This is a genomic window from Paraburkholderia sp. AV2, assembly GCF_054968425.1.
Map to the genome: position 1 here is coordinate 66644 of NZ_JBANLK010000026.1, position 22639 is coordinate 89282.

Sequence of the window (22639 nt, forward strand, 5' to 3'; positions counted from 1 at the left end):
ATCGGTTGTGCCAGCGCTATTTCGTATGCTGCTCGATCAGTTGCCGCAGCACGCCGACGAACAGCTTCGCGACCTCGGGCGGAAACGGCAACAGCACCGAGGCCTCGTGCTCCAGCGCGAGCGCGACCAGCTCCGCCGCGAGCTTGCCGCCGTGCGGCGTGAGGGCGACGAGCGTGCGCCGGCGGCTGGCCGGATCCTCCTGGCGTACGACGAGCCCGCCCGCCTCCATGCGATCGATCAGCTTGCTGACGGTCGGCTGCTTCGCGAGGATCAGGCGCCCCAGGTCGCCCATCGGCAGCGGGCCGTCCGAGAGGCACGCGAGCACGCGCCATTGCAGCGCCGGAATCTTCTTGCGCGCGAGCGTCGCGTGAAATTCGTCGGAGATGAGGCTGCTCGCGCGCGCGAGCAGCGCGGCAAGATAGGTATCGAGAAAGCGCAGCCCGGCGGCCGGGCCTGATGCCTCGGGCGCCTCGGTCGGTGCCGTAGCCGTCTTCGTGCGGCGCGGCTTGATCGTGTCGGTGGTCATGGTCTTCTGGACGAGAAGTGCCCCGGCATCATAAAGGCAAACGACGAGAAAAACGACGGCAACGGCAGCGAGGGACGCGCGCGCAGACTAAACGCGCACGGCAATCGAGCCGCTCACGCGTCGCGCAGCGACTGCAGCGCGGGCCGCGCGAGCACGTGGCGCAAGCTGATCCATCCGCCCACGCCCGCACAGGCCACGCCTGCCGCGATGCCGGCCGGCACGAGCCAAGGATCGAACGGCAGGTAGAACTGGAACACGCGCGTCGCGAGCTGGGCGCCCACGATCTGGGCGCCGATGGCCGCCATGAGGCCCGCCAGCGCGCCTACCGCGACGAATTCCGCCACCTGCACCGCGCGCACCTGCTGGTGCGACGCGCCCAATGCGCGCAGCAGCGCCGACTCGCGCATGCGCTCGTCGCGCGTGCCGGCCAGCGCGGCATACAGCACCAGCACGCCCGCCGCGAGCGTAAAGAGAAAGAGGAACTGCACGGCGCCGATCACCTGTTCGAGCATGCGCTGAATCTGCGCGAGGATCGGAGCGATGTCGATAGCCGTGACGTTCGGATACTGCGCCACGAGCGAGTCCACGACGCTACGCCGCGTATCCGGCAGATGGAAGCTCGTGATGTAGGTGGCCGGAAAGTCGCGCAGCAGCGCGGGCGGCATCAGCACGAAAAAGTTGACCTTGAACGAACCCCAGTCGAGCTTGCGCACGCTCGTGACGGGCGCCGTCACTTCGAGCCCGGTCACGTCGAACTTGAGCACGTCGCCCGGCTTCACGTCCAGCAGCTTCGCGAGTCCCGCCTCGATCGAAAGCTGCGGCGCGCTCGTTTCGCCATACCAGTTGCCGGCGGTGATGCGATTGTCGTCGGGCAGGTGGGTCGTGTACGAGAGGTTGAACTCGCGGTCCACGAGCCGCTTCGCATCCTCGCTCTTGTAGTGCTCGGGATCCACAGGCTTGCCGTTGATCGAGATGAGTCGGCCGCGCACCATCGGCTCGAGCGCGGCATCCGCGAAGCCGTGCGCGCCCAGCCAGGCCACCACGGCGTCGTGCTGGTCGGGCTGGATGTCGATGAGGAATTCGTTCGGTGCATCGGGCGGGGTCGATTTGCGCCAGCCGTCGATCAGGTCGTTGCGTGTCATCGCAATCAGCAGGAGACACATGAGGCCGACGGCGAGCGCCGTGATTTGCAGCGCGCTCGCACCGGGGCGCCGCTCGAGTGAAGCCAGCGCATACCGCCAGCCCACGCCGGCGCGCACCTGGCCGCCCAGGCGCTCGCTGCGCGCAAGGCGCGCCGCGCACCAGAGCGCGAGTCGCGCGACACCCGCGAAGACGACTAGTCCGATTGCGAAACCGCCCGCCACGATACCGCCGAGCTTGAGTTCGCCAGCGGCAATCACGAGGAGTCCTGCGAAGAGCACGATACCCACGCCATAGGCGGCCCACGCGGTGCGCCCCGCCTCGCCCCACTCGCGGCGCAGCACGCGCACGGGCGGCACGCGGGTGAGCGGCAACAGCGGCGGCAACGCAAAGCCGAGCAGCAGTACGAGCCCGGCCGCAACGCCTTCCAGCGCGGGCAGCGGGCCCGGATATGGCAACTGGACGCTGATCAGATTGCCGAGCCAGACGAGCAATGCGTAGTGGCCCGCATAGCCCAGCACGACGCCGACTGCGCCGCCCAGGAGGCCAAGTCCGAGAAATTCGAGGACGAAGAGCGCGCGCAGCGTACGCTGGCTCGCGCCGAGGCACCGCATGGCGGCGCAACTGTCGAGATGGCGCCGCGTATAGCGGTGCGCCGCCATCGCGATGGCCACGGCGGCAAGCAGCGCCGTAAGGAGCGAGACGAGCGTGAGGAAGTGGCGCGCGCGCTCGAGCGTCTCGCGCACCTGCGGCTGGCCGTCGTGCAGCGATTCGAGGCCCACGCCGCGCATCTTGCCGCCGTCCACGCGGGCATGCGCCCACTCGGCGAACTGTGCGACAGCAGGATCGGCACCCGCGACGAGCAAGCGGTACACGACACGGCTGCCATAGGTGACGAGGCCCGTGGAGGCCAGCTCGTCGGCCCGCATCATGAGACGCGGCGAGAAGTTGACGAACGAGAAGCCGCGATCCAGTTCGCGCGTGATGACCGCGCCCACGATGAAGTTGCGGTTGCCCACCTTCACAGTGCTGCCGATATGCAGCTTGAGCGCGTCGAGCAGTTCGTCGTCCACCCAGACCGTGCCGGGCGGCGGAATGCCCTGGGCCTCGCGATCGGGGGCACCGGGAACGGTTTCGCCGGTCCCGATCCGCAGCGCGCCGCGCAGCGGATACTCCGGCGAGACCGCCTTGATCGCCGCGAGACGCGACAGCGGCTGACCGCCGGCCGCATCGGCGCTCACCATGCTCGGGAAAATAGCCGTGGTCGCGGTGCGCAGCGCGAGCGACCGGGCCTCTCGCAAAAACATCGGATCGACGGGATGGTCGGCACGCACGATGAAATCGGCGGCGATCATGCGGCGCGCGTCGCGCTCCAGCCCGCGCTGAAGGCGGTCGGCGAGAAAGCCCACGCTGGCGAGCGCCGCCACGGCCAGCACCAGCGCGAGGAGCAGCATCGTCAGTTCGCCCGCGCGCCAGTCGCGCGCGGTCATGCGGGCAGCGAGCCGCACGATATCGCGGATGCCGGGAGCCGCCTGCGCCTGCGGCGACCCTGGGCCGCCGTCGCTACGCGCGGGCTTCGCAGGAGACGAAGAGTGAGCGGCGCCGCTCAATCGTGGCGGCTCCGCAGCGAGAAGCGCGAGACCATATGCGCCGCCATGCCGCGAAAGCCGCCTTGCACGCCGCGCCACAGGCGCGGCAGCGCCCACGCGGCGAGCACGAGGAAACCCGCGAGCAGCACGAGAAACAGAAGCGGCACGAAGAACGCCAGCAACAGACCAACGAAGGTAATGCCATCCTCGGCGCTCGACGTGACGACGTTCGAAACCGGCTCCGGCGAGAGATTGATGAGCGCGCGCGTGCCGGCCTTGGCCAGGTGCGCGGTGCCGGCGAGCGTGCCGCCCGCCAGCGCGGCAATCGCGAGCACGGTCGGATCGGCATGCCCCATCGCGCCGGCGGCGAGCACGGCGCCGGCCGGAATGCGAATGAAGGTGTGGAGCGCGTCCCAGAGCGAATCGAACGCGGGAATCTTGTCGGCGAGGAATTCGAAGATGGTGAGCGCGGCGGCGACGCCGATCACCCACGGCGAACCGAGAGCGGCCAGGGTGTCGGGCAAATGGATCAGGCCGAGCCGCTCCATCACGCCGGCCATGAACACCGTGAGATAGAGGCGCAGGCCGCTGCCCCACGACAGGCCCGCGGCAAGCGAAAGGGGTTCCAGCATGGCTTGTCTCCTCGCGTGGCACGGAGAGCCATCGCGCCTGCGGCGCGCAGCAGTGTTATGGGGTTATGACCGTTCCATTATAGCTACGCATTTTGCTGCACCGCAGGTCGGTTTGCCGCGGAAGCAACAGGCGCGGCGCCGCCCCCCCCCCTCTCACACCCCTCTATCAGGCCGCCGACGACAGCTTGAGCCCCACGAGCCCGAGCACGATAAGCGCGGCACTCGCGATACGCGCGACGGAAAGCGTCTCGCCCATGGCGACGATGCCGAAGATGAACGCGCCCACCGCGCCGATGCCGGTCCAAACGGCGTAGGCCGTGCCGAGCGGCAACTGCCGCATGGCCATGGCCAGCAGCCCGAAGCTGCCGAGCGCGGTGACGATGGTGAAAACGGACGGCCACAGCCGCGTGAAGCCGTCGGAGGACTTGAGACCGGCGGCCCATGCCACTTCGAGCAGGCCGGCGATGAGGAGAAGAAACCAGGACATACAGGACGCTCCATGTTGAAAATGGGGTCGTCCCCGCACCGAATAAAAAACTGCAAGGTCGTCCTTACAGATTTGTAATTATAACGCCAGCCGTCCTCCCCTGCTCACTGCACGCCCACCAGCCGGTAACCCACGCCCGTTTCGGTGACGATGTGCTCGGGCTGCGCCGGGTCGCGCTCGAGCTTCTGGCGCAGATGCGCCATATAGATGCGCAGATAGTGGCTGCTCTCCACGTGCGACGGGCCCCACACCTCGCGCAGCAGTTGCCGGTGCGTGAGAACCCGGCCCGCGTCGCGCACGAGCGTGGCGAGCAAGCGGTACTCGATGGGGGTCAGATGAACCGGAGCGCCCGCCCGTGTCACCTGGCGCAGGCCGAGGTCGACGGTCACTTCGCCGAAGCTCACCTGCGGCGCTTCGTTCGCGCCGCCGCGGTTGCGCCGGCGCAGATGCGCGCGGATCCGCGCGAGCAGTTCCGAGACGCCGAACGGCTTGGTCAGATAGTCGTCGGCGCCGGCGTCGAGCGCCGCCACTTTCTCGCTTTCCTGGGTGCGCGCCGAAAGCACGATCACGGGCAGGTCGCTCCAGCCGCGCAGCTCGCGGATCACGTCGAGACCGTCGGTATCGGGCAGGCCGAGATCGACGATCACGAGATCGGGCTTGCGCGTGGCGGCCTCGACGAGGCCCTGCTTGCCCGTCTCGGCGTCATGGACGACGATCCCCTCGCCTTCCAGCGACGCGCGCACGAAGCGCCGGATCTGCTTCTCGTCCTCGATCAGGACGACGGCAATGTTCGGATCACTCATGGGAAGGCTTCGAATCGACTGCGGGTTTGAGTTCGGTGGGAGCGGGGGACGCGGCGGCCGGCTCGCCCTCTTCCGTGTCCGTGGGCAGCGGCGGCGGCGACTCCACGGGCAGCGCGAACCAGAACGAGGCACCAAGCACGCGTCCGTCGTCGTCGACCCGGTTGCCCGCGCCGATTGTACCGCCGTGCGCCTCGACGATTGCGCGGCAGATCGCGAGCCCGAGCCCGATGCCGGGCTTGGCGGATTCCTTCCCGCCGCGGGTGAATTTTTCGAAGATGCGCTCGCCCATGCCGGCCGGCAGACCCGGCCCGTTGTCGTCGATCGTCACGCGCACGAACGGTTCGCCACCGATATCGACGCGCCGCGCTCCGATGGCGAGCGGCGTGTCGGGCGGCGTGTACTTCGCCGCGTTCTCCAGCAGATTCGAGAAGAGCCGCTCCATGAGAACGGCGTCGAGTTGCAGGAGCGGCAGGCCTTCCTCCAGCCTGACCTGGAGGGGGTGGCGCGCGAGCACGCGCCGGCACGCAGCGAGCGCCGCGCCCACCGTCTCTTCGAGCAGCGTCCACTGGCGGTTCAGTTTCAGGCTGCCCGCCTGCAGTCGCGCCATGTCGAGCAGGTTCGTGACGATGCCGGTCATGCGCAGCGCCTCGTCGTGAATCGATTCGATCAGTTCTCCCGAACGTGGATCCTCGGGCGCGCCGGTCGCTTCCCAGGTTTGCGCGAGCATCGACGAAAAACCCACGATCGTCGTGAGCGGCGTGCGCAGGTCGTGCGAGATGGCCGAGAGCAGCGAGTTGCGCAGCCGCTCCGACTCCATGTTCACGAGGGCGTCGCGTGCAATGTCGACGTAGTGCACGCGTTCGAGCGCGAGCGCGATCTGGGCGGCGAACGCGTCGAACATGCGCTGCTGCTCGGGCACCTGCAGCTCGTGCGGGTCGCGTGTGACGACCGCGAGCACGCCGCGCGTGCGCATGGGCGCCTTGAGCGGCTGATAGCGGGCCACCGCGGCCGGCAGCGTGTCGGTGCCGTGGCCGGCCGGCTTCTGCTGGTCGTACACCCACTGCCCCACGTCGGTATCGAGGCTCGCGGCGTCGAGCATGATTTGCGGATCCGGCTCCTCGATCTTCTGCTGGACCTTGTCGACGCTGTCGGGCAGCAGAAGTGCGACGCGCGCGCCGAACACCTCGCTCACGTGGCGGCTGCCGATGCCGACGATCTGCTCGGTGGTCAGCGCCGCCGCCAGCTCGCGCGCCATCGCGTACATCGCCCCCGTGCGCTGCTCGCGGCGCTGGGCAATGCTCGCCTCGCGGCGCAGGCTCGACGTGAGGTGGCTGATGACGAGCGAGGTCAGCAGCATGCCCATGAAAGTGAGCAGATATTGCGTGTCGCTCACCGAAAACGACATGCGCGGTGGTACGAAGAAGAAGTCGAAGGCCGCCACGCTCGCGAAAGAGAGCAGCACGCCGGGCCCGCGCCCGAGCCGCGTCGCCGTGAAGATCACGCCGAGCAGATACAGCATCACGAGATTCGCGAGGTCGATGCGATCGATCAACTGGCTGGAGACCAGCGTGATGCACGCACAGATCACGAGCGCCGCCGCATACGCGCGCGGCGGCGAGCGATGGCCGCCGCCCGGCGCGAAGGCGTCGCGCCAGGCGTTCGCCGCGCGCGCGGCCGCGCCGGCGCCCGACGGCTCGCGCGCTAGCGCGGTATCGCCCGCCGCCGCGCGTACGAGCGTGAGATCGACGTCGCCGGCTTTCTCCGCGAGACGTTCGCCAAACGGCCGGCGCAGCCAGCGCGAGACACCCGTGCGCAGCGAGGCGCCGGCGACCAGCTTCGAGACGTTACGCAGCCGCGCGTAGCCCGCGAGCGTCGTGGCCGCGTCTTCGCCCGCGAGCGTGGCGGTTTCCGCGCCCATCTCCGAGGCGAGCTTCAACGCGCCGAGCGTGCGCTCGCGCGTCGCGTCGGGCAGACGCTGGAGCTTCGGCGTTTCGACATAGACGGCGATCCAGTCGGCCTTCAGGCTCGACGCGAGGCGCGCCGCCGCGCGCACGAGCGCGTTGGCTTCGGCGCCCGGGCCGACGCAAACGAGCAGCCGCTCGCGCGCCTGCCAGACGTGCTGGATCGAGCGGTCGGCGCGGTACTCGCGCATCTGCGCGTCGACGCGGTCGGCCGTGCGGCGCAGCGCGAGTTCGCGCAGCGCGATGAGGTTGCCCTTGCGAAAGAAGTTACGTACCGCGCGCTCGGCCTGCGCCGGCATATAGACCTTGCCGTCGCGCATGCGGTCGAGCAGTTCCTCGGCCGGCAGGTCGACGAGCGTCACTTCGTCGGCGTGATCGAACACGCGGTCGGGCACGGTTTCCCAGACGCGGATACCCGTGATCTGCCCGACCACGTCGTTCAGACTTTCGAGGTGCTGAACATTGACGGTCGTATAGACGTCGATGCCCGCGTCGAGCAACTCGTAGACGTCCTGCCAGCGCTTCATGTGGCGCGCGCCGGGTACGTTCGAATGCGCGAGCTCGTCGACCAGCACGAGTTGCGGCTTCCTCGCGAGCGCGACGTCGAGATCGAACTCTTCGAGCGTGCGGCCGCGATAGGCAATCTGCGAGCGCGGCAGCACGTCGAGTCCGCTCGTGAGCGCGGCGGTCTCGCTGCGCCCATGCGTCTCGACGATGCCCACGACGACGTCGACGCTCTCCTCCGCGCGCCGGCGCGCAGCCTGCAGCATCGCGTAGGTCTTGCCCACGCCCGCCGACGCGCCGAAGAAGATCTTCAGCTTGCCGCGGCGCGCTTTTTCCTCGTCGCGCTGGAGTCGGTCGAGCAGTTCGTCGGGATCGGGACGGTTCATGCGGATCGGATTTCGGGTTGTGCGCTTCTGACCATGCGAGTCGGTGCGCCATGATGAGTCATGCTGATCGTCTCACCGCGGCGTCCGAATGGCAAACAAAACGGCAAACCGCACGCCGCGCTTGCCGCGGCGTGCGGTTGGGTCGGCTGCGCCGGTCAGCCGACCTGCTTGCCGTCGAGCGCGAGGTTCAGCTCGAGCACGTTCACGCGCGGCTCGCCGAAAAGGCCGAACTGGCGGCCCTTCGTGTAGCGATCCACGAGCGCCTGTACGTCGGACGGATTCAGGTGGCGCGCCTTCGCGACGCGCTCGATCTGATACGCCGCCGCCGCGGGCGAAATCTCGGGATCGAGACCGCTGCCCGACGAGGTCACGAGGTCGGCCGGGATCGGCTGCGAGACGTCGGTGCCCGCCGCCTTGAGCGCGGCGATACGGCCTTTGACTTCGTCGGCGAGTGCCGGGTTCGTGGGGCCGAGGTTCGAGCCGCCCGAGCTCGTCGCGTTGTACGGATTCGGCGAGGTGGCCGAGAGGCGGCCCCAGAAGTACTGCGGCGCGTCGAACTGCTGGCCGATCAGCTCGGAGCCCACCACCTTGCCGTCGACTTCGACGAGACTGCCGTTGGCCTGACGGTGGAACACCGCCTGGCCGAACGCGGTCATCACGGCCGGATAGGCCAGACCCGTGAGCGCCGTGAGCACGGCGAAGATCACGATGAGAGGACGTATCAAAGGAAACTGCAGCGATTTCATAGGCTTTCCTGAATGTTCGTGTGCCGGATCAGACCCAGCCGCAGGCAGCAAGGACCATGTCGATCAGCTTGATGCACGGGAACGGCAGGAGAATGCCGCCGAGGCCGTACACCAGCAGGTTGCGACGCAACAGCGACGCCGCGCCGAGCGGCCGGTACTTCACGCCCTTGAGCGCCAGCGGAATCAGCATCACGATGATCAGCGCGTTGAAGATCACCGCCGAAAGGATAGCCGACGCCGGCGAGGTCAGATGCATGACGTCGAGCACGCGCAGTTGCGGATACGTGGTCGCGAACGCCGCCGGGATGATCGCGAAGTACTTCGCGACGTCGTTGGCGATCGAGAACGTCGTAAGCGAGCCGCGCGTCATCAGCATCTGCTTGCCGATCTCGACGATCTCGATGAGCTTGGTCGGGTTCGAGTCGAGGTCGACCATGTTGCCCGCTTCCTTCGCGGCCTGCGTGCCGGTGTTCATCGCCACCGCGACGTCGGCCTGGGCGAGCGCCGGGGCGTCGTTGGTGCCGTCGCCGGTCATCGCCACGAGCTTGCCCTGCGCCTGATGTTCGCGAATGGTCGCGAGCTTCGTCTCCGGCGTGGCCTGGGCGAGGAAATCGTCCACGCCCGCTTCGGCCGCGATCGCAGCGGCGGTCAGGCGGTTGTCGCCCGTCACCATCACCGTCTTGATGCCCATCTTGCGCAGTTCGGCGAAGCGCTCCTTGATGCCGCCCTTCACCACGTCCTTCAGCTCGATCACGCCGAGCACCTGGGCGTTCGCGCCATCCGCGCGCTGTGCCACGACGAGCGGCGTGCTGCCGCGGCGCGCAACGTCGTCCACGGCCGTCTCGACTTCGGCCGGGAAACGGCCGCCGTGCGCTTCGACGTAGTTCTTGATCGCATCGGCCGCGCCCTTGCGGATTTCGCGGCCCTGAAGATCCACGCCGCTCATGCGGGTCTGCGCGCTGAACGCGAGGAACACCGGATGCAGCGTCGCCATGTCGCGCTGGCGAATGTTGAAGCGCTGCTTCGCGAGCACCACGATGCTGCGGCCTTCCGGCGTTTCGTCCGAAAGCGACGCAAGCTGCGCGGCATCGGCGAGCGCTTCTTCATTGACGCCCGGCGCGGCGACGAACGCCGACGCCTGGCGGTTGCCGAGCGTGATCGTGCCCGTCTTGTCGAGCAGCAGCACGTCCACGTCGCCGGCGGCTTCCACGGCGCGCCCCGAAGTGGCGATCACGTTGGCCTGCATCATGCGGCTCATGCCCGCCACGCCAATCGCCGAAAGCAGGCCGCCAATCGTCGTCGGAATCAGGCACACGAGCAGCGCGACGAGCGCGGTGATCGTGACGACGTGCCCCATCTTCGCGGCTTCGACCGAGAAGATCGAGAACGGCAGCAGCGTCGCCGTAGCGAGCAGCAGCACGATCGTCAGCGCCACGAGCAGGATCGTCAGCGCGATCTCGTTCGGGGTCTTCTGGCGCTTCGCACCTTCCACCATCGCGATCATGCGGTCGAGGAACGCCTCGCCCGGGTTCGCCGTGACGCGCACGACGATCCAGTCGGAGAGCACGCGCGTGCCGCCCGTCACCGAAGAAAAGTCACCGCCCGATTCGCGGATCACCGGCGCCGACTCGCCCGTAATGGCCGACTCGTCGACCGAGGCGACGCCTTCGATCACTTCGCCGTCGGCGGGAATCGTGTCGCCGGTTTCGACGAGCACCACGTCGCCGCGGCGCAGGTCCGAAGCGGTCATGATGCGGATGGGCGCCTTCGGATGCGGCTCGTTGAGCTTCTTCGCCATCACGTCGCGCTTGGCCTGGCGCAGCGATGCGGCCTGCGCCTTCGAACGGCCTTCGGCGAGCGCCTCGGCGAAGTTCGCGAAGAGCACCGTGAACCACAGCCAGAGCGAGATCGCGAGAATGAAGCCCGCGGGCGCTTCGGCCTGGCCCATGAGCGCCGCGACCGAGAGGATCGTCGTGAGGATGCTCCCCACGTAGACGCAGAACATCACGGGGTTGCGCAACTGCGTGCGCGGTTTTAGCTTGCGGAACGAGTCCACGATGGCCGGACGCACGAGCGCCGGATCGAACATGGACCGTGTTGCACTATGCTGATTCATTTTCAAGTAGTCCTGTTCAGTGCACGCCCATCATGATCAGATGCTCGACGCCGGGGCCGAGGGCGAGCGCGGGCACGTAGGTCAGCGCGCCGACGAGCAGCACGGTGCCGAGCAGCAGGACGACGAAGAGCGGGCCGTGCGTGGGCAGCGTGCCGCCGGTAACGGCGATGCGCTTCTTGCCGGCGAGCGAGCCAGCGATGGCGAGCACCGGAACGATGGTGCCGAAGCGGCCGAACCACATGGCGATGGCGAGCAGCCAGTTATAGAACGGCGTGTTCACCGAAAGCCCTGCGAAGGCGCTGCCGTTATTGTTCGCGGCCGAGCTGAACGCATACAGAATTTCCGAGAAGCCGTGCGCGCCGGGGTTGGCGATGCCCGCCTTGCCCGCATCGGTCAGCACGGCGATCGAGGTGCCCACGAGCACGAGCATCGGCGTGAGCAGCACGACGATCGCCACCATCTTCATCTCGAACGACTCGATCTTCTTGCCCACGTACTCCGGCGTGCGGCCGATCATGAGACCCGCCACGAACACCGCGAGCAGCGCGAATACGAGCATGCCGTAGAGACCGGAGCCTACGCCGCCGAAGATCACTTCGCCAAGCTGGATGAGCAGCATCGGAACCAGGCCGCCCAGCGGCGTGAGCGAGTCGTGCGCCGCGTTCACCGCGCCGCACGAAGCCGCCGTCGTCGTCACGACGAAGATGCCGGTCTGCGCGATGCCGAAGCGCGTTTCCTTGCCTTCCATGTTGCCGCCGGCCTGCAGCGCGCTGGCGTGCTGGTCGACGTTCAGCGACGTCAGCATGGGATTGCCGGCCTGCTCGGCGTTCAGCTCGAAGCCCACCGCGACCGCGAACGCGATCGTCATGACCGCGAGCACCGCAATCCCCTGGCGCCGGTCCGCGATGACGTTGCCGAACACGAGACACAGCGCGGCCGGAATGATCAGGATGGCGATCATTTCGACCATGTTCGAGAACGGCGTGGGGTTCTCGTACGGATGCGCCGAGTTCGCATTGAAGAAGCCGCCGCCGTTGGTGCCGAGCATCTTGATGGCGACCTGCGAAGCCACCGGACCCATCGCGAGCGTCTGCGTCGCGACCTTCGTGTCGACCGTCACGGCGTTGCCCTGCGCGTCCTTCACCGGGTTGCCCTGGGCGTCGAGCTTGGGCGCGGCGTAGGTCGTGGTCTGCAGCGTCGGCACGTCCTGATACGACTTGAAGTTCTGGATCATGCCCTGGCTCATCAGGAGCGCAGCGATGATCGCGGCCATCGGCACGAGAATGTAGAGCGTCGTGCGCGTGAGGTCGACCCAGAAGTTACCGATCGTCTTCATCGAGTGGCGCGCGAAACCGCGGATCAGCGCGATCACGACCACGATGCCCGTCGCCGCCGAAAGGAAGTTCTGCACGGTGAGGCCGAGCATCTGCGTGAGATAGCTCACGGTCTGCTCGGGCGTGTAGTCCTGCCAGTTCGTGTTGGTGACGAAAGAAACGGCCGTGTTGAACGCGCCGTCCACCGTCATCGGGCCGAACTGCTGCGGATTGGCGGGCAGCCAGCCCTGGATGCGCAGCAGCAGGTAGAGGAACCCGACGCCGAGGACGTTGAACGAGATCGTGGCGATCGCATAGTGCTTCCAGCCCATTTCGGACTCGCGATCGACGCCGGCCAGACGGTAGAGGAGATTCTCGACGGGTGCGAAAAGTCGCACGACACGCGAGCGTCCGTCGAGCACGCGCGTGATATAGCCCGCGACCGGTACGGCGAGCGCGAGCAGGACGACGATGAAAATCCCGGTTTGCAGCAGATTGTTGCCGTTCATTCGATATCCTCCGCGCGCAGCAGCGCATGGACCAGATAGACGAACAGCAAGAGCGTCGCTGCTCCCGACAGCCACAGAATCCAGGTCATGAACGAGCTCCCGTAGTGCTTTGATCCGCGCGCCGGTACTGCATGAGCTTCTCGCAGCCGGCGATCAACGCATATGTGAGCCCCGCGAATACCGCTAGCCCCCCGATGTACAGCACATCCATTGTCGTGTTCTCCATTGACGGATGCCCGGAACAGTAAGGGTTTGCACGTCAAGAACGGATTAAAGATGGAGGGGGTGGTATAAAAATCTCGTAAACATGCGGAAATGGCGCCACAACGAAAAAGGCGCGCTGGCCAGGCCAGCGCGCCTTGATGTCGGCAAACGACTCAACGGTCGTCGTTCAGGAAAACTCAGGGGATCAGGATCGTCGAGCCGGTCGTGCGGCGCGCTTCGAGATCGGCGTGGGCCTGCGCCACGTCCTTGAGCGCGTAGCGCTGATTGATCGACGTTTTCACCTTGCCCGAACTCACGACCTCAAACAGTTCCGCAGACATCGACTCGTAGTCGCTGCGTTTGGCGATATAGCTAAAGAGCGTGGGGCGCGTGAAAAAGAGCGACCCGCGTCCGGCGAACTCCGACGAATCGATCGGCGGCAGCGGCCCCGACGCGTTGCCGAAGCTCACGAACAATCCCAGCGGCGCCAGGCAGTCGAGCGACTTCGTGAAGGTATCCTTGCCGATCGAGTCGTACACCACCGGCACGCCCGCGCCGTTCGTGATCTCGCGCACGCGCGCCGTGAAGTCCTCGCGCGTGTAGACGATGGGATAGTCGCAGCCGTGAGCCTTCGCAATCTGCGCTTTTTCGTCGAAGCCCACGGTGCCGATCACCGTCGCGCCGAGCGCCTTCGCCCACTGGCACACGAGGAGGCCCACACCGCCCGCCGCGGCCTGGATGAGGATCGTGTCGCCGGCCTTCACGCGATACGTGCGGCGCAGCAGATATTGCGCGGTCAGGCCCTGCAGCATGATCGAAGCGGCAGCCTCGTCGCTGATCGCCTCGGGCAGGCGGATCACCTGGTCGGCGCGCAGCACGCGCTCCTGCGCATAGGCGCCCGGCGGCCGCGCGACGTAGGCCACGCGGTCGCCCACCTTGAGATCGCTCACGCCCGGCCCCACCGCGCTCACCTCGCCCGCCGCCTCCATGCCGAGCCCGGCGGGCAGCGGCTGCGGATAGAGGCCGGTGCGAAAGTACACGTCGATGTAGTTCAGGCCGCATGCCGTCTGCTTCAGGCGAATCTGGCCCTCGCCCGGCTCGCCCGCTTCGACGTCCACCCACTGCATGACCTCGGGGCCGCCAGTCTTCTCGATACGGATTGCTTTGCTCATTGTGTCTTCTCCACTGTGTGCGGTGTACGGGCGGTGGCGGGCGGCGGGCGTTCAGGCCGCGCCGGCGAGACGCAGCCGCAGCACCTCCAGCACCATGCGCGCCGTCGAGATATTGGTGGCGCACGGCACGTTGTGCACGTCGCACGCGCGCACGAGCGCGTTGATGTCGGGCTCGTGCGGCTGCGGCGTCATCGGGTCGCGCAGGAAGATCACCATGTCCACGCGGCCCTCGGCCAGTTGCGCGCCGATCTGCAGGTCGCCGCCGTGCGGGCCGGAGAGCATGCGCTCGACCTTCAGGCCATGCGCCGCCTCGATGCGCGAGCCGGTCGTCCCCGTCGCGATGATGTCGCATTGGCGCAGGGCATCGGCGTATTCGCCCGCCAGTTTGACGATGTCGTCCTTCTTGTGGTCGTGCGCGATAAGCGCGACGCGGGTTGGCATGGCTTCGATGCTCCTTCGTTTCGGGTGGTATGGCGTTGAAGTCGGGTTGGGGGTGCCCGGAATTTGCCGGCTCAGAACGTCCCGGGGTAAGCGCCGCCGTCGATCAACCAGTTCTGACCGGTAATGTAGCCTGCATGCACGCTGCACAGGAACGCGCAGGCGCGCCCGAACTCGTCGGGCGTGCCGAAGCGGCGCGCCGGAATCGTCGCGATGCGGCGCTCGCGCACTTCCTCGATCGGGCGGTTGCTGGCCTTCGCCTGGGCGACGATGGTCGCCTGGATGCGGTCGGTGTCGAAGGCGCCCGGCAGCAGATTGTTGATCGTCACGCCGGTGGCCGCGACCTGGCGCGCGATGCCCGCGACAAAGCCGGTCAGGCCCGAGCGCGCGCCGTTGGAGAGGCCGAGCACGTCGATCGGCGCCTTCACGGAAGAGCTGGTGATGTTGACGATGCGCCCGAAACCGCGCGCGATCATGCCGTCGATGGTCGTCTGGATCAGCGCGATCGGCGTGAGCATGTTGGCCTCGAGCGCGGCCGTCCAGGCCTCGTGCGTAAAGCTGCGGAAATCGCCCGGCGGCGGCCCGCCCGCGTTGTTGACGAGGATGTCCGGCTCGCCGCAGGCGGCCAGCGCGGCGGCGCGGCCTTCGGCCGTCGTGATGTCGCACGCCACGGCGCTCACCCGGACGCCCGTGCTCGCGCGGATCGCTTCGGCGGTTTGCTCCAGCGTCTCCCGCGTGCGCGCGACGATCGTGACGTTGACGCCCTCGGCCGCCAGCGCTTCGGCGCAGCCGCGGCCGAGGCCCTTGCTCGCCGCGCACACCAGCGCGCTGCGTCCTGCGATGCCCATGTCCATAGGGTTCGGTCCTGGTCCGGAAAACACGACAATTGCGAATTGCGTAAAAAGCCGCCGCGAACGGCCGCTCCGCCTTTCCGGGATTCTAGAAGAATCGCAGCCGGCGCGCCTGTCCCGTCCGCGCATGCCGGGCATGCGCGGGCGAGGCCCGGCGGACGTCCCGCGCATGTCCGAAAGGAGGCAGTTCCCGTATACTTGCGGCTGTTCCCCGATTCCTCTTGCAGCCTTGCGCGCCCGCCATGAAACAGGACAGCCGCTTCCCCAACCTCTTCATCCTCGACCACCCGCTGATCCAGCACAAGCTGACCCACATGCGCGACAAGGACACGTCCACGCGGACGTTCCGCGAGTTGCTGCGTGAAATCACGCTTCTGATGGGCTACGAGATCACGCGCGATCTGCCCATGACCACGCGCCGCGTGCAAACGCCGCTCGTGGACGTGGACGCGCCCGTGATCGCCGGCAAGAAGCTTGCGATCGTGCCGGTGCTGCGCGCGGGCGTGGGCATGTCCGACGGGCTGCTCGAACTGATCCCGTCGGCGCGCGTCGGCCACATCGGCGTGTACCGGGCCGACGACCACCGCCCCGTGGAATACCTCGTACGCCTGCCGGACCTCGAAGACCGCAACTTTATCCTGTGCGACCCGATGGTCGCGACCGGCTATTCGGCGGCTCACGCCATCGACGTGCTCAAGCGCCGCGGCGTGACGGGCGAGCGCATCTCGTTCCTCGCGCTCGTTGCGGCGCCCGAGGGCGTCGAGGTATTCCAGAAGGCCCATCCGGACGTGAAGCTCTACGTGGCGTCGCTCGACTCGCACCTCAACGACCACGCGTACATCGTGCCCGGTCTCGGCGATGCCGGCGACCGCCTGTTCGGCACGAAGAACTAGGGACGCTGCGGCGTCGTGTCTGGCGCAGGCACCCGCACGCACGCGCCTGCGCTGCCCCTGCAATCCGGCCTTTCCCGCATCCCGGGGCAAGGCCGGACGGCCCCGCCGTGATAAAATTCAGATCCACCTGAACGGGCATCCGGGGCGTTCGCCGCGCTTTCGCGAGCCAATCGGCCCTGGCGCGACCTGGCAGGACAAAGCAGCGCAAAGCCGAACAAGGCGAGACGAAGCCGGCCGGGACGCGCCGCCGGCGGCGCCTCGCGCACGGGCGGGCAAACCGGCGGACAAGACACGCCTGGGTGCCCCGGCCGCGCGCCGCACCAAGGCATTGCGCGGGCGTTGCGCACGAGGCCCGCGCCCGCGAACACGCATCGACAACTGCATATTGCACACTGCACGCGCCCGCGCCGGCGCATGCGACGGAGAAAGGTATGGCGGGTCATTCGAAATGGGCCAACATCAAGCACAAGAAAGCCGCTGCTGACGCGAAGCGCGGCAAGGTCTGGACGCGTCTCATCAAGGAAATCCAGGTGGCGGCGCGCATGGGCGGCGGCGACATCGACTCGAACCCGCGCCTGCGGCTGGCCGTCGACAAAGCCTACGACGCCAACATGCCCAAGGACAACATCAACCGCGCCATCCAGCGCGGCGTGGGCGGCGTGGACGGCGCGAACTACGAGGAAATCCGCTACGAAGGCTACGGCATCAGCGGCGCGGCCATCATCGTCGACACGATGACCGACAACCGCACCCGCACCGTCGCGGAAGTGCGCCATGCGTTCTCGAAGTTCGGCGGCAACATGGGCACGGACGGCTCGGTGGCGTTCATGTTCGATCACGTCGGCCAGTTCGTGTTCGCGCCGGGCACGGCCGAGGACAAGCTGATGGACGCCGCGCTCGAAGCCGGCGCCGACGACGTCGTGACCAACGACGACGGCAGCATCGAGGTGGTGTGTCCGCCGTTCGACTTCCCGAAGGTGAAGGCTGCGCTCGAAGCCGCGGGCTTCAAGGCGGAAATGGCCGAAGTGACCATGAAGCCGCAGACGGAAGTCGAATTCACGGGCGACGATGCCGTGAAGATGCAGAAGCTGCTCGACGCGCTCGAAAACCTGGACGACGTCCAGGAGGTGTACACCAACGCGTCGATCGCCGAGGAGTAAGCGCCGCGCCGACGCGCAAGGGCATCCGCCCCGCCCACGTTTTCCACGGCCGGCACGGCAAGCGCCGGCCGCAACTGTTTCTGGTTCTGGTCTTTCGGGGATACACATGAAGTTACTCGTCGTCGGTTCTGGCGGCCGCGAACATGCGCTGGCGTGGAAACTCGCCCAGACGCCGCGCGTGCAGCTCGTCTACGTCGCACCGGGCAACGGCGGCACCGCGCAGGACGAGCGGCTCGCCAACGTCGACATCACGGACATCCACGCGCTCGCCGACTTCGCCGAGCGCGAGCAGGTCGCGTTCACCGTGATCGGGCCGGAAGCGCCGCTCGCGGCCGGCATCGTCAATGTGTTCCGCGCGCGCGGCCTGAAAGTGTTCGGCCCGACGAAGGAGGCCGCGCAGCTCGAAAGCTCGAAAGACTTCGCCAAGGCGTTCATGAAGCGCCACCACATCCCGACCGCCGCCTACGAGACCTTCTCGGACGCGAGCGCCGCCCACGCCTACGTCGAGAAAAACGGCGCGCCCATCGTCATCAAGGCGGACGGCCTCGCCGCGGGCAAGGGCGTAGTGGTGGCGATGACGTTGGAGGAGGCGCACCAGGCGATCGACTCGATGCTCGCCGACAACAAGCTCGGCGACGCCGGCGCGCGCGTCGTGATCGAGGAATTCCTTGCCGGCGAGGAAGCGAGCTTCATCGTCATGGTGGACGGCAAGCACGTGCTTGCGCTCGCTTCGAGCCAGGACCACAAGCGCCTGCAGGATGGCGACCAGGGCCCGAACACGGGCGGCATGGGCGCCTACTCGCCCGCGCCCATCGTCACGCCGCAACTGCACGCGCGCGTGATGCGCGAAATCATCCTGCCGACCGTGGCCGGCATGGAGAAAGAAGGCATCCGCTTCACGGGCTTCCTCTACGCCGGGCTGATGATCGACGCGCAGGGCAATCCGAAGACGCTCGAATTCAACTGCCGCATGGGCGACCCGGAAACGCAGCCGATCATGGCGCGCCTGAAAGGCGACTTCCCGAAGGTCTTCGAGCACGCCATTGCCGGCACGCTCGACCAGGTCGAGCTCGAATGGGACCGCCGCACGGCGCTTGGCGTCGTGCTGGCGGCGCACAATTACCCGGATACGCCGCGCAAGGGCGACCGCATCAGCGACATCCCGGCCGAAACCGCCGACTCGGTGACCTTCCACGCGGGCACACAGTTCGTGGACGGCAAGCTCGTCACCTCGGGCGGCCGCGTGCTGTGTGTGGTGGGCCTCGCGGACTCGGTGCGCAGCGCCCAGTCGGTGGCCTATGAGACCGTCAACCGGATCTCCTTCGACGGCATGCAGTATCGCCACGACATCGGCTACCGCGCGGTCGGCCGCAAGCAGTAGGCGCAAACGGCCAGATCGTGCCGCGCGGAAATGCGCAGGCACGATCCGGCCGCCATTTCAGCACGCAACGCCTGGAGCACGCTGGCCGCGTCCGGCCTTGTCGTATCGCTGGCACCACAGGTACCGCCGCACGGCGATCCGGCGCCGGCCCGATCGGCGCTACACTGCCGCTGTCGGCCCCGCCAGGCTCGCAGGAACGCGCGACGCCGGCCCCAGAATCAACCCGCGACCAACCCGCGACGCCGCCAGTACGATCAGGGCACGCCGCCCGCTTTTTCACCGATGACCGATTCGACCCGCCCCGGCGCGCAAGACGCGCGCGCCAACTCCGACGGCGCTACCGGCGCCGACAGCGCGGCTGTTCGCGCCTGGCTCTCGGGCCTGCAGACGCAGATCGCCGACGCGCTCGGCGCCTTCGACGGCACGCCGTTCGCCACCGACCGCTGGCAGCGTGCGCCGGGCGAGAAGCTGCGCGGCGGCGGCTGCACGCGCATCCTCGAAGGCGGCCAGTTCTTCGAACGCGCGGGTATCGGCTTCTCCGATGTCGCGGGCGACGCCCTGCCGCCCTCGGCCACGGCGGCACGCCCCGAACTCAACGGACGCGGCTTCGAGGCGATGGGCGTCTCGCTCGTGCTGCACCCGCGCAATCCGTACTGCCCGACCGTGCACATGAACGTGCGCATGCTGCTCGCCACGAAGGCCGGCGAGGCGCCGGTGTTCTGGTTCGGCGGCGGCATGGACCTCACGCCGTACTACGGCTTCGAGGAAGACGCGCAGCACTTCCACCGCGTCTGCCGCGACGCGGTCTCCCCTTGGGGCGAAAGCCTGTACCCGCGCTTCAAGCGCTGGTGCGACGAGTATTTTTTCCTGAAGCACCGCAACGAAGCGCGCGGCGTGGGCGGCATTTTCTTCGACGACTACGCCGAGGGCGGCTTCGAACAGGCGTTCGCGCTCACGAAGAGCGTCGGCGAAGCCTTCCTCACGGCCTATCTGCCGATCATCGAGAAACGCCGCACCCTGACGTACGGGGAAGCCGAGCGCGACTTCCAGGCGTACCGGCGCGGCCGCTACGTCGAATTCAATCTGGTCTGGGACCGCGGCACGCATTTCGGTCTGCAAAGCGGCGGACGCACCGAATCGATCCTGATGTCGATGCCGCCCACGGCAAACTGGCGCTACGACTGGCAGCCGCAGCCGGGCACGCCCGAGGCGCGCCTCTACGCCGACTTCCTGCCGGCGCGCGACTGGATCTGACACCGTGATGCCTGCACTGTGAACCCAGCCTTCCCGCCCCGACCGCTCGCGCGCCGCGTGGGTCTCTTCGGCGGTACCTTCGACCCGATCCACGAGGGCCATCTCGCGCTCGCGCGGCGCTTTGCCGAATTGCTCGACCTCACGGAACTGGTCCTGCTGCCGGCCGGCCAGCCGTGGCAGAAGCCCGAGGTGAGCGCGGCCGTCCACCGGCTCGCGATGACGCGCGCGGCCGCCGGCTCGCTCGTGCTGCCGGGCGTCGCGGTCACGGTCGACACCGACGAAATCGAGCACGACGGCCCCACCTACACGGTCGAGACGCTGCGGCGCTTTCGCGCCCGCGAAGGCAACGCGGACTGCTCGCTCACGCTGCTGATGGGCGCCGACCAGTTGCTGCATCTCGACACCTGGCAGGCGTGGCGCGAGCTATTCGAGCTTGCCCATCTGGGCGTGGCGAGCCGCCCCGGCTTCGATTTCGCGGCGCTGCCGCGCGCGGTGGCCGCCGAAGTTGCCGGGCGCCGGGCGGCACCCGCTGCGCTCGCGGCCACGCCGCACGGCCACGTCGTGATCGACGAACAGCTCGCCTACGACGTTTCGGCCACCGAAATCCGCCGCCGCATCCGCGCGTGCCGCGATGCAGGCGCAAGCGGCGCACGCGAAGGCGGCACGCACACCACCGCGCCCGTTCCCGCGGCCGTGTGGGACTATATTCTTCAACATCATCTGTATCACGGGTAAACATGGACATCCGCAAACTGCAACGCGTCATCATTGACGGCCTCGAAGACGTCAAGGCACAGGACATCAAGGTGTTCAACACCAGCCATCTGACCGAACTGTTCGACCGCGTGATCGTCGCGAGCGGCACCTCGAACCGCCAGACCAAGGCGCTCGCCAACAGCGTGCGCGAGAAGGTCAAGGAAGCCGGCGGCGATATCGTCAGCACGGAAGGCGAGGACACCGGCGAATGGGTGCTCGTGGATTGCGGCGACGCCATCGTCCACATCCTGCAGCCCGCGCTGCGCCAGTACTACAACCTCGAAGAAATCTGGGGCGACAAGCCGGTGCGCATCAAGCTCTCGAACAACACCGGATTCTCGGGCGCGCGCCCGAGCGAACCGATGGACGACGACGAAGAGGACATCGAAGACGAAGCGCCGGTCGCCGTGAGGAAAAAGGCGCCCGCGAAGAAGGCCGCGGCAAAGCCGGCAACCCGGGCAACCGCCAGGCCTGCTGCCAAGAAGAGCGCCGCAAAGCCCGCGGCGAAGGCGGCCCGCGCCCCCGCGCGCAAGACGGCCGCGCGCCGCAGCGCCGGCAAGTGAGCCCCGCCGCCCCTGCCCGATGAAACTGCATATCGTCGCCGTCGGCCACAAGATGCCGGACTGGATCGCCGAGGGCTTCGAGGAGTACACGAAGCGCATGCCGCCCGAGCTGCGCATCGAGTTGCGCGAGGTGAAGCCCGAGCAGCGTTCGTCGGGCCGCTCCGCCGAAAGCGTCATGGCCGCGGAGCGCACGCGCATCGAAGCGGCGCTGCCGAAGAGCGCGCGCATCGTGGCGCTCGACGAGCGCGGCCGCGACTGGACCACGATGCAGCTCGCCGAGGCGCTGCCCGGCTGGCAGCAGGACGGGCGCGACGTGGCGTTCCTGATCGGCGGCGCGGACGGCCTCGACCCGCAACTGAAGGCGCGCGCCGACCTGCTGCTGCGCCTATCGAGCCTCACGCTGCCCCACGCGATGGTGCGGGTGCTGCTGGCCGAGCAGCTTTACCGCGCCTGGACCATTACGCAGAATCACCCCTATCATCGCGTGTAATTGCGGCATCTGCGGCATACTGCACTGCGGCATGCCACGCCGTCGCCTGCCGCCGCGCGCCGCCGTGTCATGCAGCCCGCCCGCCACGCGGCGCCTGTACCCGACCCATCCGGTTTCCGCCACCGCCAGAGACGCTCCGATGTCCTCTACCGCGACTTATCCGTACGTCTATCTCGCCTCGCAGAGCCCGCGCCGCCAGGAGCTGCTCGCACAGCTCGGCGTGCGTTTCGAGCTCCTCCTGCCGCGCCCCGACGAGGACGCCGAAGCGCTCGAAGCCGTGCTGCCCGGCGAAGCGGCGGCCGACTACGTGACGCGCGTGTGCGCGGCGAAGGCCGATGCGGCGCGTGCGCGGCTCGTGGCCGGCGCGCATGCGCACGCGCCCATCCTCACCGCCGACACCACAGTCACGATCGACGGGCACATCCTCGGCAAACCTCACGATGCCGCCGAAGCATTCGCAATGCTCGAACGGCTCGCCGGCCGCGATCATGAAGTGCTCACGGCAGTGGCCGTCGTCGATGCCGAAGGAACCTGCCTGCCCGTCGCGCTTTCGCGCTCGCACGTGCGCTTCGCCCCCGCCGAAGCGGCCGCGATCGCCCGCTATGTCGCGAGCGGCGAGCCGTTCGGCAAGGCCGGCGCCTATGGCATCCAGGGGCGCGCAGCCGAGTTCGTCGAGCGAATCGACGGGTCCTATTCGGGTATCATGGGTTTGCCATTATTCGAAACAGCCGCGCTGCTGCGCGCGGCGCGCATTGACTTCTAGAA

The 22639-nt window shown here is 67.8% G+C and carries 22 protein-coding genes; 8 read left to right on the forward strand and 14 right to left on the reverse strand.

Features of this window, described 5'->3' with window-relative positions; all coding sequences use genetic code 11:
* Positions 1–16 precede the first annotated feature (16 nt).
* From V8683_RS18685 to V8683_RS18750, 14 genes are all read right to left on the reverse strand, one after another.
* A complete protein-coding gene (locus V8683_RS18685; protein ID WP_411190125.1) occupies positions 17–526 on the reverse strand; it encodes a MarR family winged helix-turn-helix transcriptional regulator in 510 nt (169 codons plus the stop codon).
* Positions 527–639: 113 nt separating this feature from the next.
* On the reverse strand, positions 640–3276 hold the full coding sequence (locus tag V8683_RS18690; protein ID WP_411190126.1) for an ABC transporter permease: 2637 nt from the start codon (positions 3274–3276) through the stop codon (positions 640–642).
* Positions 3273–3887, reverse strand: a complete 615-nt coding sequence (locus V8683_RS18695) for a DUF4126 domain-containing protein (RefSeq protein ID WP_411190127.1) — start codon at positions 3885–3887, stop codon at positions 3273–3275. Before V8683_RS18695 ends, V8683_RS18690 begins: the two co-directional genes overlap by 4 nt.
* A 166-nt stretch (positions 3888–4053) precedes the next feature.
* Positions 4054–4374 (reverse strand): quaternary ammonium compound efflux SMR transporter SugE, encoded by a 321-nt coding sequence (gene sugE, locus V8683_RS18700; RefSeq protein WP_411190128.1) that lies wholly within the window; start codon positions 4372–4374, stop codon positions 4054–4056.
* A gap of 104 nt (positions 4375–4478) precedes the next feature.
* Complete coding sequence (gene kdpE / locus V8683_RS18705) at positions 4479–5177, reverse strand: two-component system response regulator KdpE (protein WP_027795500.1); 699 nt, start codon at positions 5175–5177, stop codon at positions 4479–4481.
* On the reverse strand, positions 5170–8028 hold the full coding sequence (locus V8683_RS18710) for a DUF4118 domain-containing protein (protein WP_411190129.1): 2859 nt from the start codon (positions 8026–8028) through the stop codon (positions 5170–5172). Before V8683_RS18710 ends, kdpE begins: the two co-directional genes overlap by 8 nt.
* Before the next feature lie 155 nt (positions 8029–8183).
* Positions 8184–8774 (reverse strand): potassium-transporting ATPase subunit KdpC, encoded by a 591-nt coding sequence (gene kdpC, locus V8683_RS18715; RefSeq protein WP_411190130.1) that lies wholly within the window; start codon positions 8772–8774, stop codon positions 8184–8186.
* A gap of 28 nt (positions 8775–8802) precedes the next feature.
* Positions 8803–10890: a potassium-transporting ATPase subunit KdpB gene (gene kdpB / locus V8683_RS18720; RefSeq protein ID WP_411190131.1), complete on the reverse strand. Its 2088-nt coding sequence runs from the start codon at positions 10888–10890 to the stop codon at positions 8803–8805.
* A gap of 16 nt (positions 10891–10906) precedes the next feature.
* A complete protein-coding gene (gene kdpA, locus V8683_RS18725) occupies positions 10907–12712 on the reverse strand; it encodes a potassium-transporting ATPase subunit KdpA (RefSeq protein WP_411190132.1) in 1806 nt (601 codons plus the stop codon).
* Entirely contained in the window at positions 12709–12801 is a 93-nt protein-coding gene (kdpF, locus tag V8683_RS18730; RefSeq protein ID WP_027795505.1) for a K(+)-transporting ATPase subunit F, read from the reverse strand. Before kdpF ends, kdpA begins: the two co-directional genes overlap by 4 nt.
* Positions 12798–12923, reverse strand: coding sequence for a potassium ABC transporter ATPase (locus V8683_RS18735; protein ID WP_411190133.1), 126 nt, complete (start codon positions 12921–12923; stop codon positions 12798–12800). Before V8683_RS18735 ends, kdpF begins: the two co-directional genes overlap by 4 nt.
* Before the next feature lie 190 nt (positions 12924–13113).
* Positions 13114–14088: a quinone oxidoreductase family protein gene (locus V8683_RS18740; RefSeq protein ID WP_411190134.1), complete on the reverse strand. Its 975-nt coding sequence runs from the start codon at positions 14086–14088 to the stop codon at positions 13114–13116.
* 51 nt (positions 14089–14139) lie between these two features.
* Positions 14140–14529 (reverse strand): methylglyoxal synthase, encoded by a 390-nt coding sequence (locus tag V8683_RS18745; RefSeq protein WP_411190135.1) that lies wholly within the window; start codon positions 14527–14529, stop codon positions 14140–14142.
* A 71-nt stretch (positions 14530–14600) separates the two neighbouring features.
* A complete protein-coding gene (locus V8683_RS18750) occupies positions 14601–15380 on the reverse strand; it encodes an SDR family oxidoreductase (RefSeq protein ID WP_411190136.1) in 780 nt (259 codons plus the stop codon).
* A gap of 239 nt (positions 15381–15619) precedes the next feature.
* On the opposite strand from V8683_RS18750, the gene upp reads away from it, so the two are divergent.
* From upp to V8683_RS18790, 8 genes are all read left to right on the forward strand, one after another.
* Complete coding sequence (gene upp, locus V8683_RS18755) at positions 15620–16270, forward strand: uracil phosphoribosyltransferase (protein WP_411190137.1); 651 nt, start codon at positions 15620–15622, stop codon at positions 16268–16270.
* Between the two features lie 431 nt (positions 16271–16701).
* The gene (locus tag V8683_RS18760) at positions 16702–17430 is read left to right on the forward strand and encodes a YebC/PmpR family DNA-binding transcriptional regulator (protein ID WP_411190139.1); all 729 of its coding nucleotides are present in this window, start codon (positions 16702–16704) and stop codon (positions 17428–17430) included.
* 106 nt (positions 17431–17536) lie between these two features.
* Entirely contained in the window at positions 17537–18811 is a 1275-nt protein-coding gene (purD, locus tag V8683_RS18765) for a phosphoribosylamine--glycine ligase (RefSeq protein ID WP_411190141.1), read from the forward strand.
* 282 nt (positions 18812–19093) lie between these two features.
* Positions 19094–20065: an oxygen-dependent coproporphyrinogen oxidase gene (gene hemF, locus V8683_RS18770; RefSeq protein ID WP_411190143.1), complete on the forward strand. Its 972-nt coding sequence runs from the start codon at positions 19094–19096 to the stop codon at positions 20063–20065.
* Between the two features lie 18 nt (positions 20066–20083).
* Entirely contained in the window at positions 20084–20800 is a 717-nt protein-coding gene (locus V8683_RS18775) for a nicotinate-nucleotide adenylyltransferase (protein WP_411190144.1), read from the forward strand.
* 2 nt (positions 20801–20802) lie between these two features.
* Positions 20803–21384: a ribosome silencing factor gene (rsfS, locus tag V8683_RS18780; RefSeq protein ID WP_411190146.1), complete on the forward strand. Its 582-nt coding sequence runs from the start codon at positions 20803–20805 to the stop codon at positions 21382–21384.
* A 19-nt stretch (positions 21385–21403) separates the two neighbouring features.
* On the forward strand, positions 21404–21874 hold the full coding sequence (gene rlmH, locus V8683_RS18785; RefSeq protein ID WP_027795514.1) for a 23S rRNA (pseudouridine(1915)-N(3))-methyltransferase RlmH: 471 nt from the start codon (positions 21404–21406) through the stop codon (positions 21872–21874).
* A 139-nt stretch (positions 21875–22013) separates the two neighbouring features.
* On the forward strand, positions 22014–22637 hold the full coding sequence (locus V8683_RS18790; protein ID WP_411190148.1) for a Maf family protein: 624 nt from the start codon (positions 22014–22016) through the stop codon (positions 22635–22637).
* Positions 22638–22639: the final 2 nt, after the last annotated feature.

Excerpts from the sequence above, each read along its gene's own strand:
- V8683_RS18685 (WP_411190125.1), bottom strand. The coding sequence starts at position 526 with ATGACCACCGACACGATCAAGCCGCGCCGCACGAAGACGGCTACGGCA.
- V8683_RS18695 (WP_411190127.1), bottom strand. The coding sequence starts at position 3,887 with ATGCTGGAACCCCTTTCGCTTGCCGCGGGCCTGTCGTGGGGCAGCGGC.
- sugE (WP_411190128.1), bottom strand. The coding sequence starts at position 4,374 with ATGTCCTGGTTTCTTCTCCTCATCGCCGGCCTGCTCGAAGTGGCATGG.
- kdpE (WP_027795500.1), bottom strand. The coding sequence starts at position 5,177 with ATGAGTGATCCGAACATTGCCGTCGTCCTGATCGAGGACGAGAAGCAG.
- V8683_RS18710 (WP_411190129.1), bottom strand. The coding sequence starts at position 8,028 with ATGAACCGTCCCGATCCCGACGAACTGCTCGACCGACTCCAGCGCGAC.
- kdpC (WP_411190130.1), bottom strand. The coding sequence starts at position 8,774 with ATGAAATCGCTGCAGTTTCCTTTGATACGTCCTCTCATCGTGATCTTC.
- kdpB (WP_411190131.1), bottom strand. The coding sequence starts at position 10,890 with ATGAATCAGCATAGTGCAACACGGTCCATGTTCGATCCGGCGCTCGTG.
- kdpA (WP_411190132.1), bottom strand. The coding sequence starts at position 12,712 with ATGAACGGCAACAATCTGCTGCAAACCGGGATTTTCATCGTCGTCCTG.
- kdpF (WP_027795505.1), bottom strand. The coding sequence starts at position 12,801 with ATGACCTGGATTCTGTGGCTGTCGGGAGCAGCGACGCTCTTGCTGTTC.
- V8683_RS18735 (WP_411190133.1), bottom strand. The coding sequence starts at position 12,923 with ATGGATGTGCTGTACATCGGGGGGCTAGCGGTATTCGCGGGGCTCACA.
- V8683_RS18740 (WP_411190134.1), bottom strand. The coding sequence starts at position 14,088 with ATGAGCAAAGCAATCCGTATCGAGAAGACTGGCGGCCCCGAGGTCATG.
- V8683_RS18745 (WP_411190135.1), bottom strand. The coding sequence starts at position 14,529 with ATGCCAACCCGCGTCGCGCTTATCGCGCACGACCACAAGAAGGACGAC.
- V8683_RS18750 (WP_411190136.1), bottom strand. The coding sequence starts at position 15,380 with ATGGACATGGGCATCGCAGGACGCAGCGCGCTGGTGTGCGCGGCGAGC.
- upp (WP_411190137.1), top strand. The coding sequence starts at position 15,620 with ATGAAACAGGACAGCCGCTTCCCCAACCTCTTCATCCTCGACCACCCG.
- V8683_RS18760 (WP_411190139.1), top strand. The coding sequence starts at position 16,702 with ATGGCGGGTCATTCGAAATGGGCCAACATCAAGCACAAGAAAGCCGCT.
- purD (WP_411190141.1), top strand. The coding sequence starts at position 17,537 with ATGAAGTTACTCGTCGTCGGTTCTGGCGGCCGCGAACATGCGCTGGCG.
- hemF (WP_411190143.1), top strand. The coding sequence starts at position 19,094 with ATGACCGATTCGACCCGCCCCGGCGCGCAAGACGCGCGCGCCAACTCC.
- rsfS (WP_411190146.1), top strand. The coding sequence starts at position 20,803 with ATGGACATCCGCAAACTGCAACGCGTCATCATTGACGGCCTCGAAGAC.
- rlmH (WP_027795514.1), top strand. The coding sequence starts at position 21,404 with ATGAAACTGCATATCGTCGCCGTCGGCCACAAGATGCCGGACTGGATC.
- V8683_RS18790 (WP_411190148.1), top strand. The coding sequence starts at position 22,014 with ATGTCCTCTACCGCGACTTATCCGTACGTCTATCTCGCCTCGCAGAGC.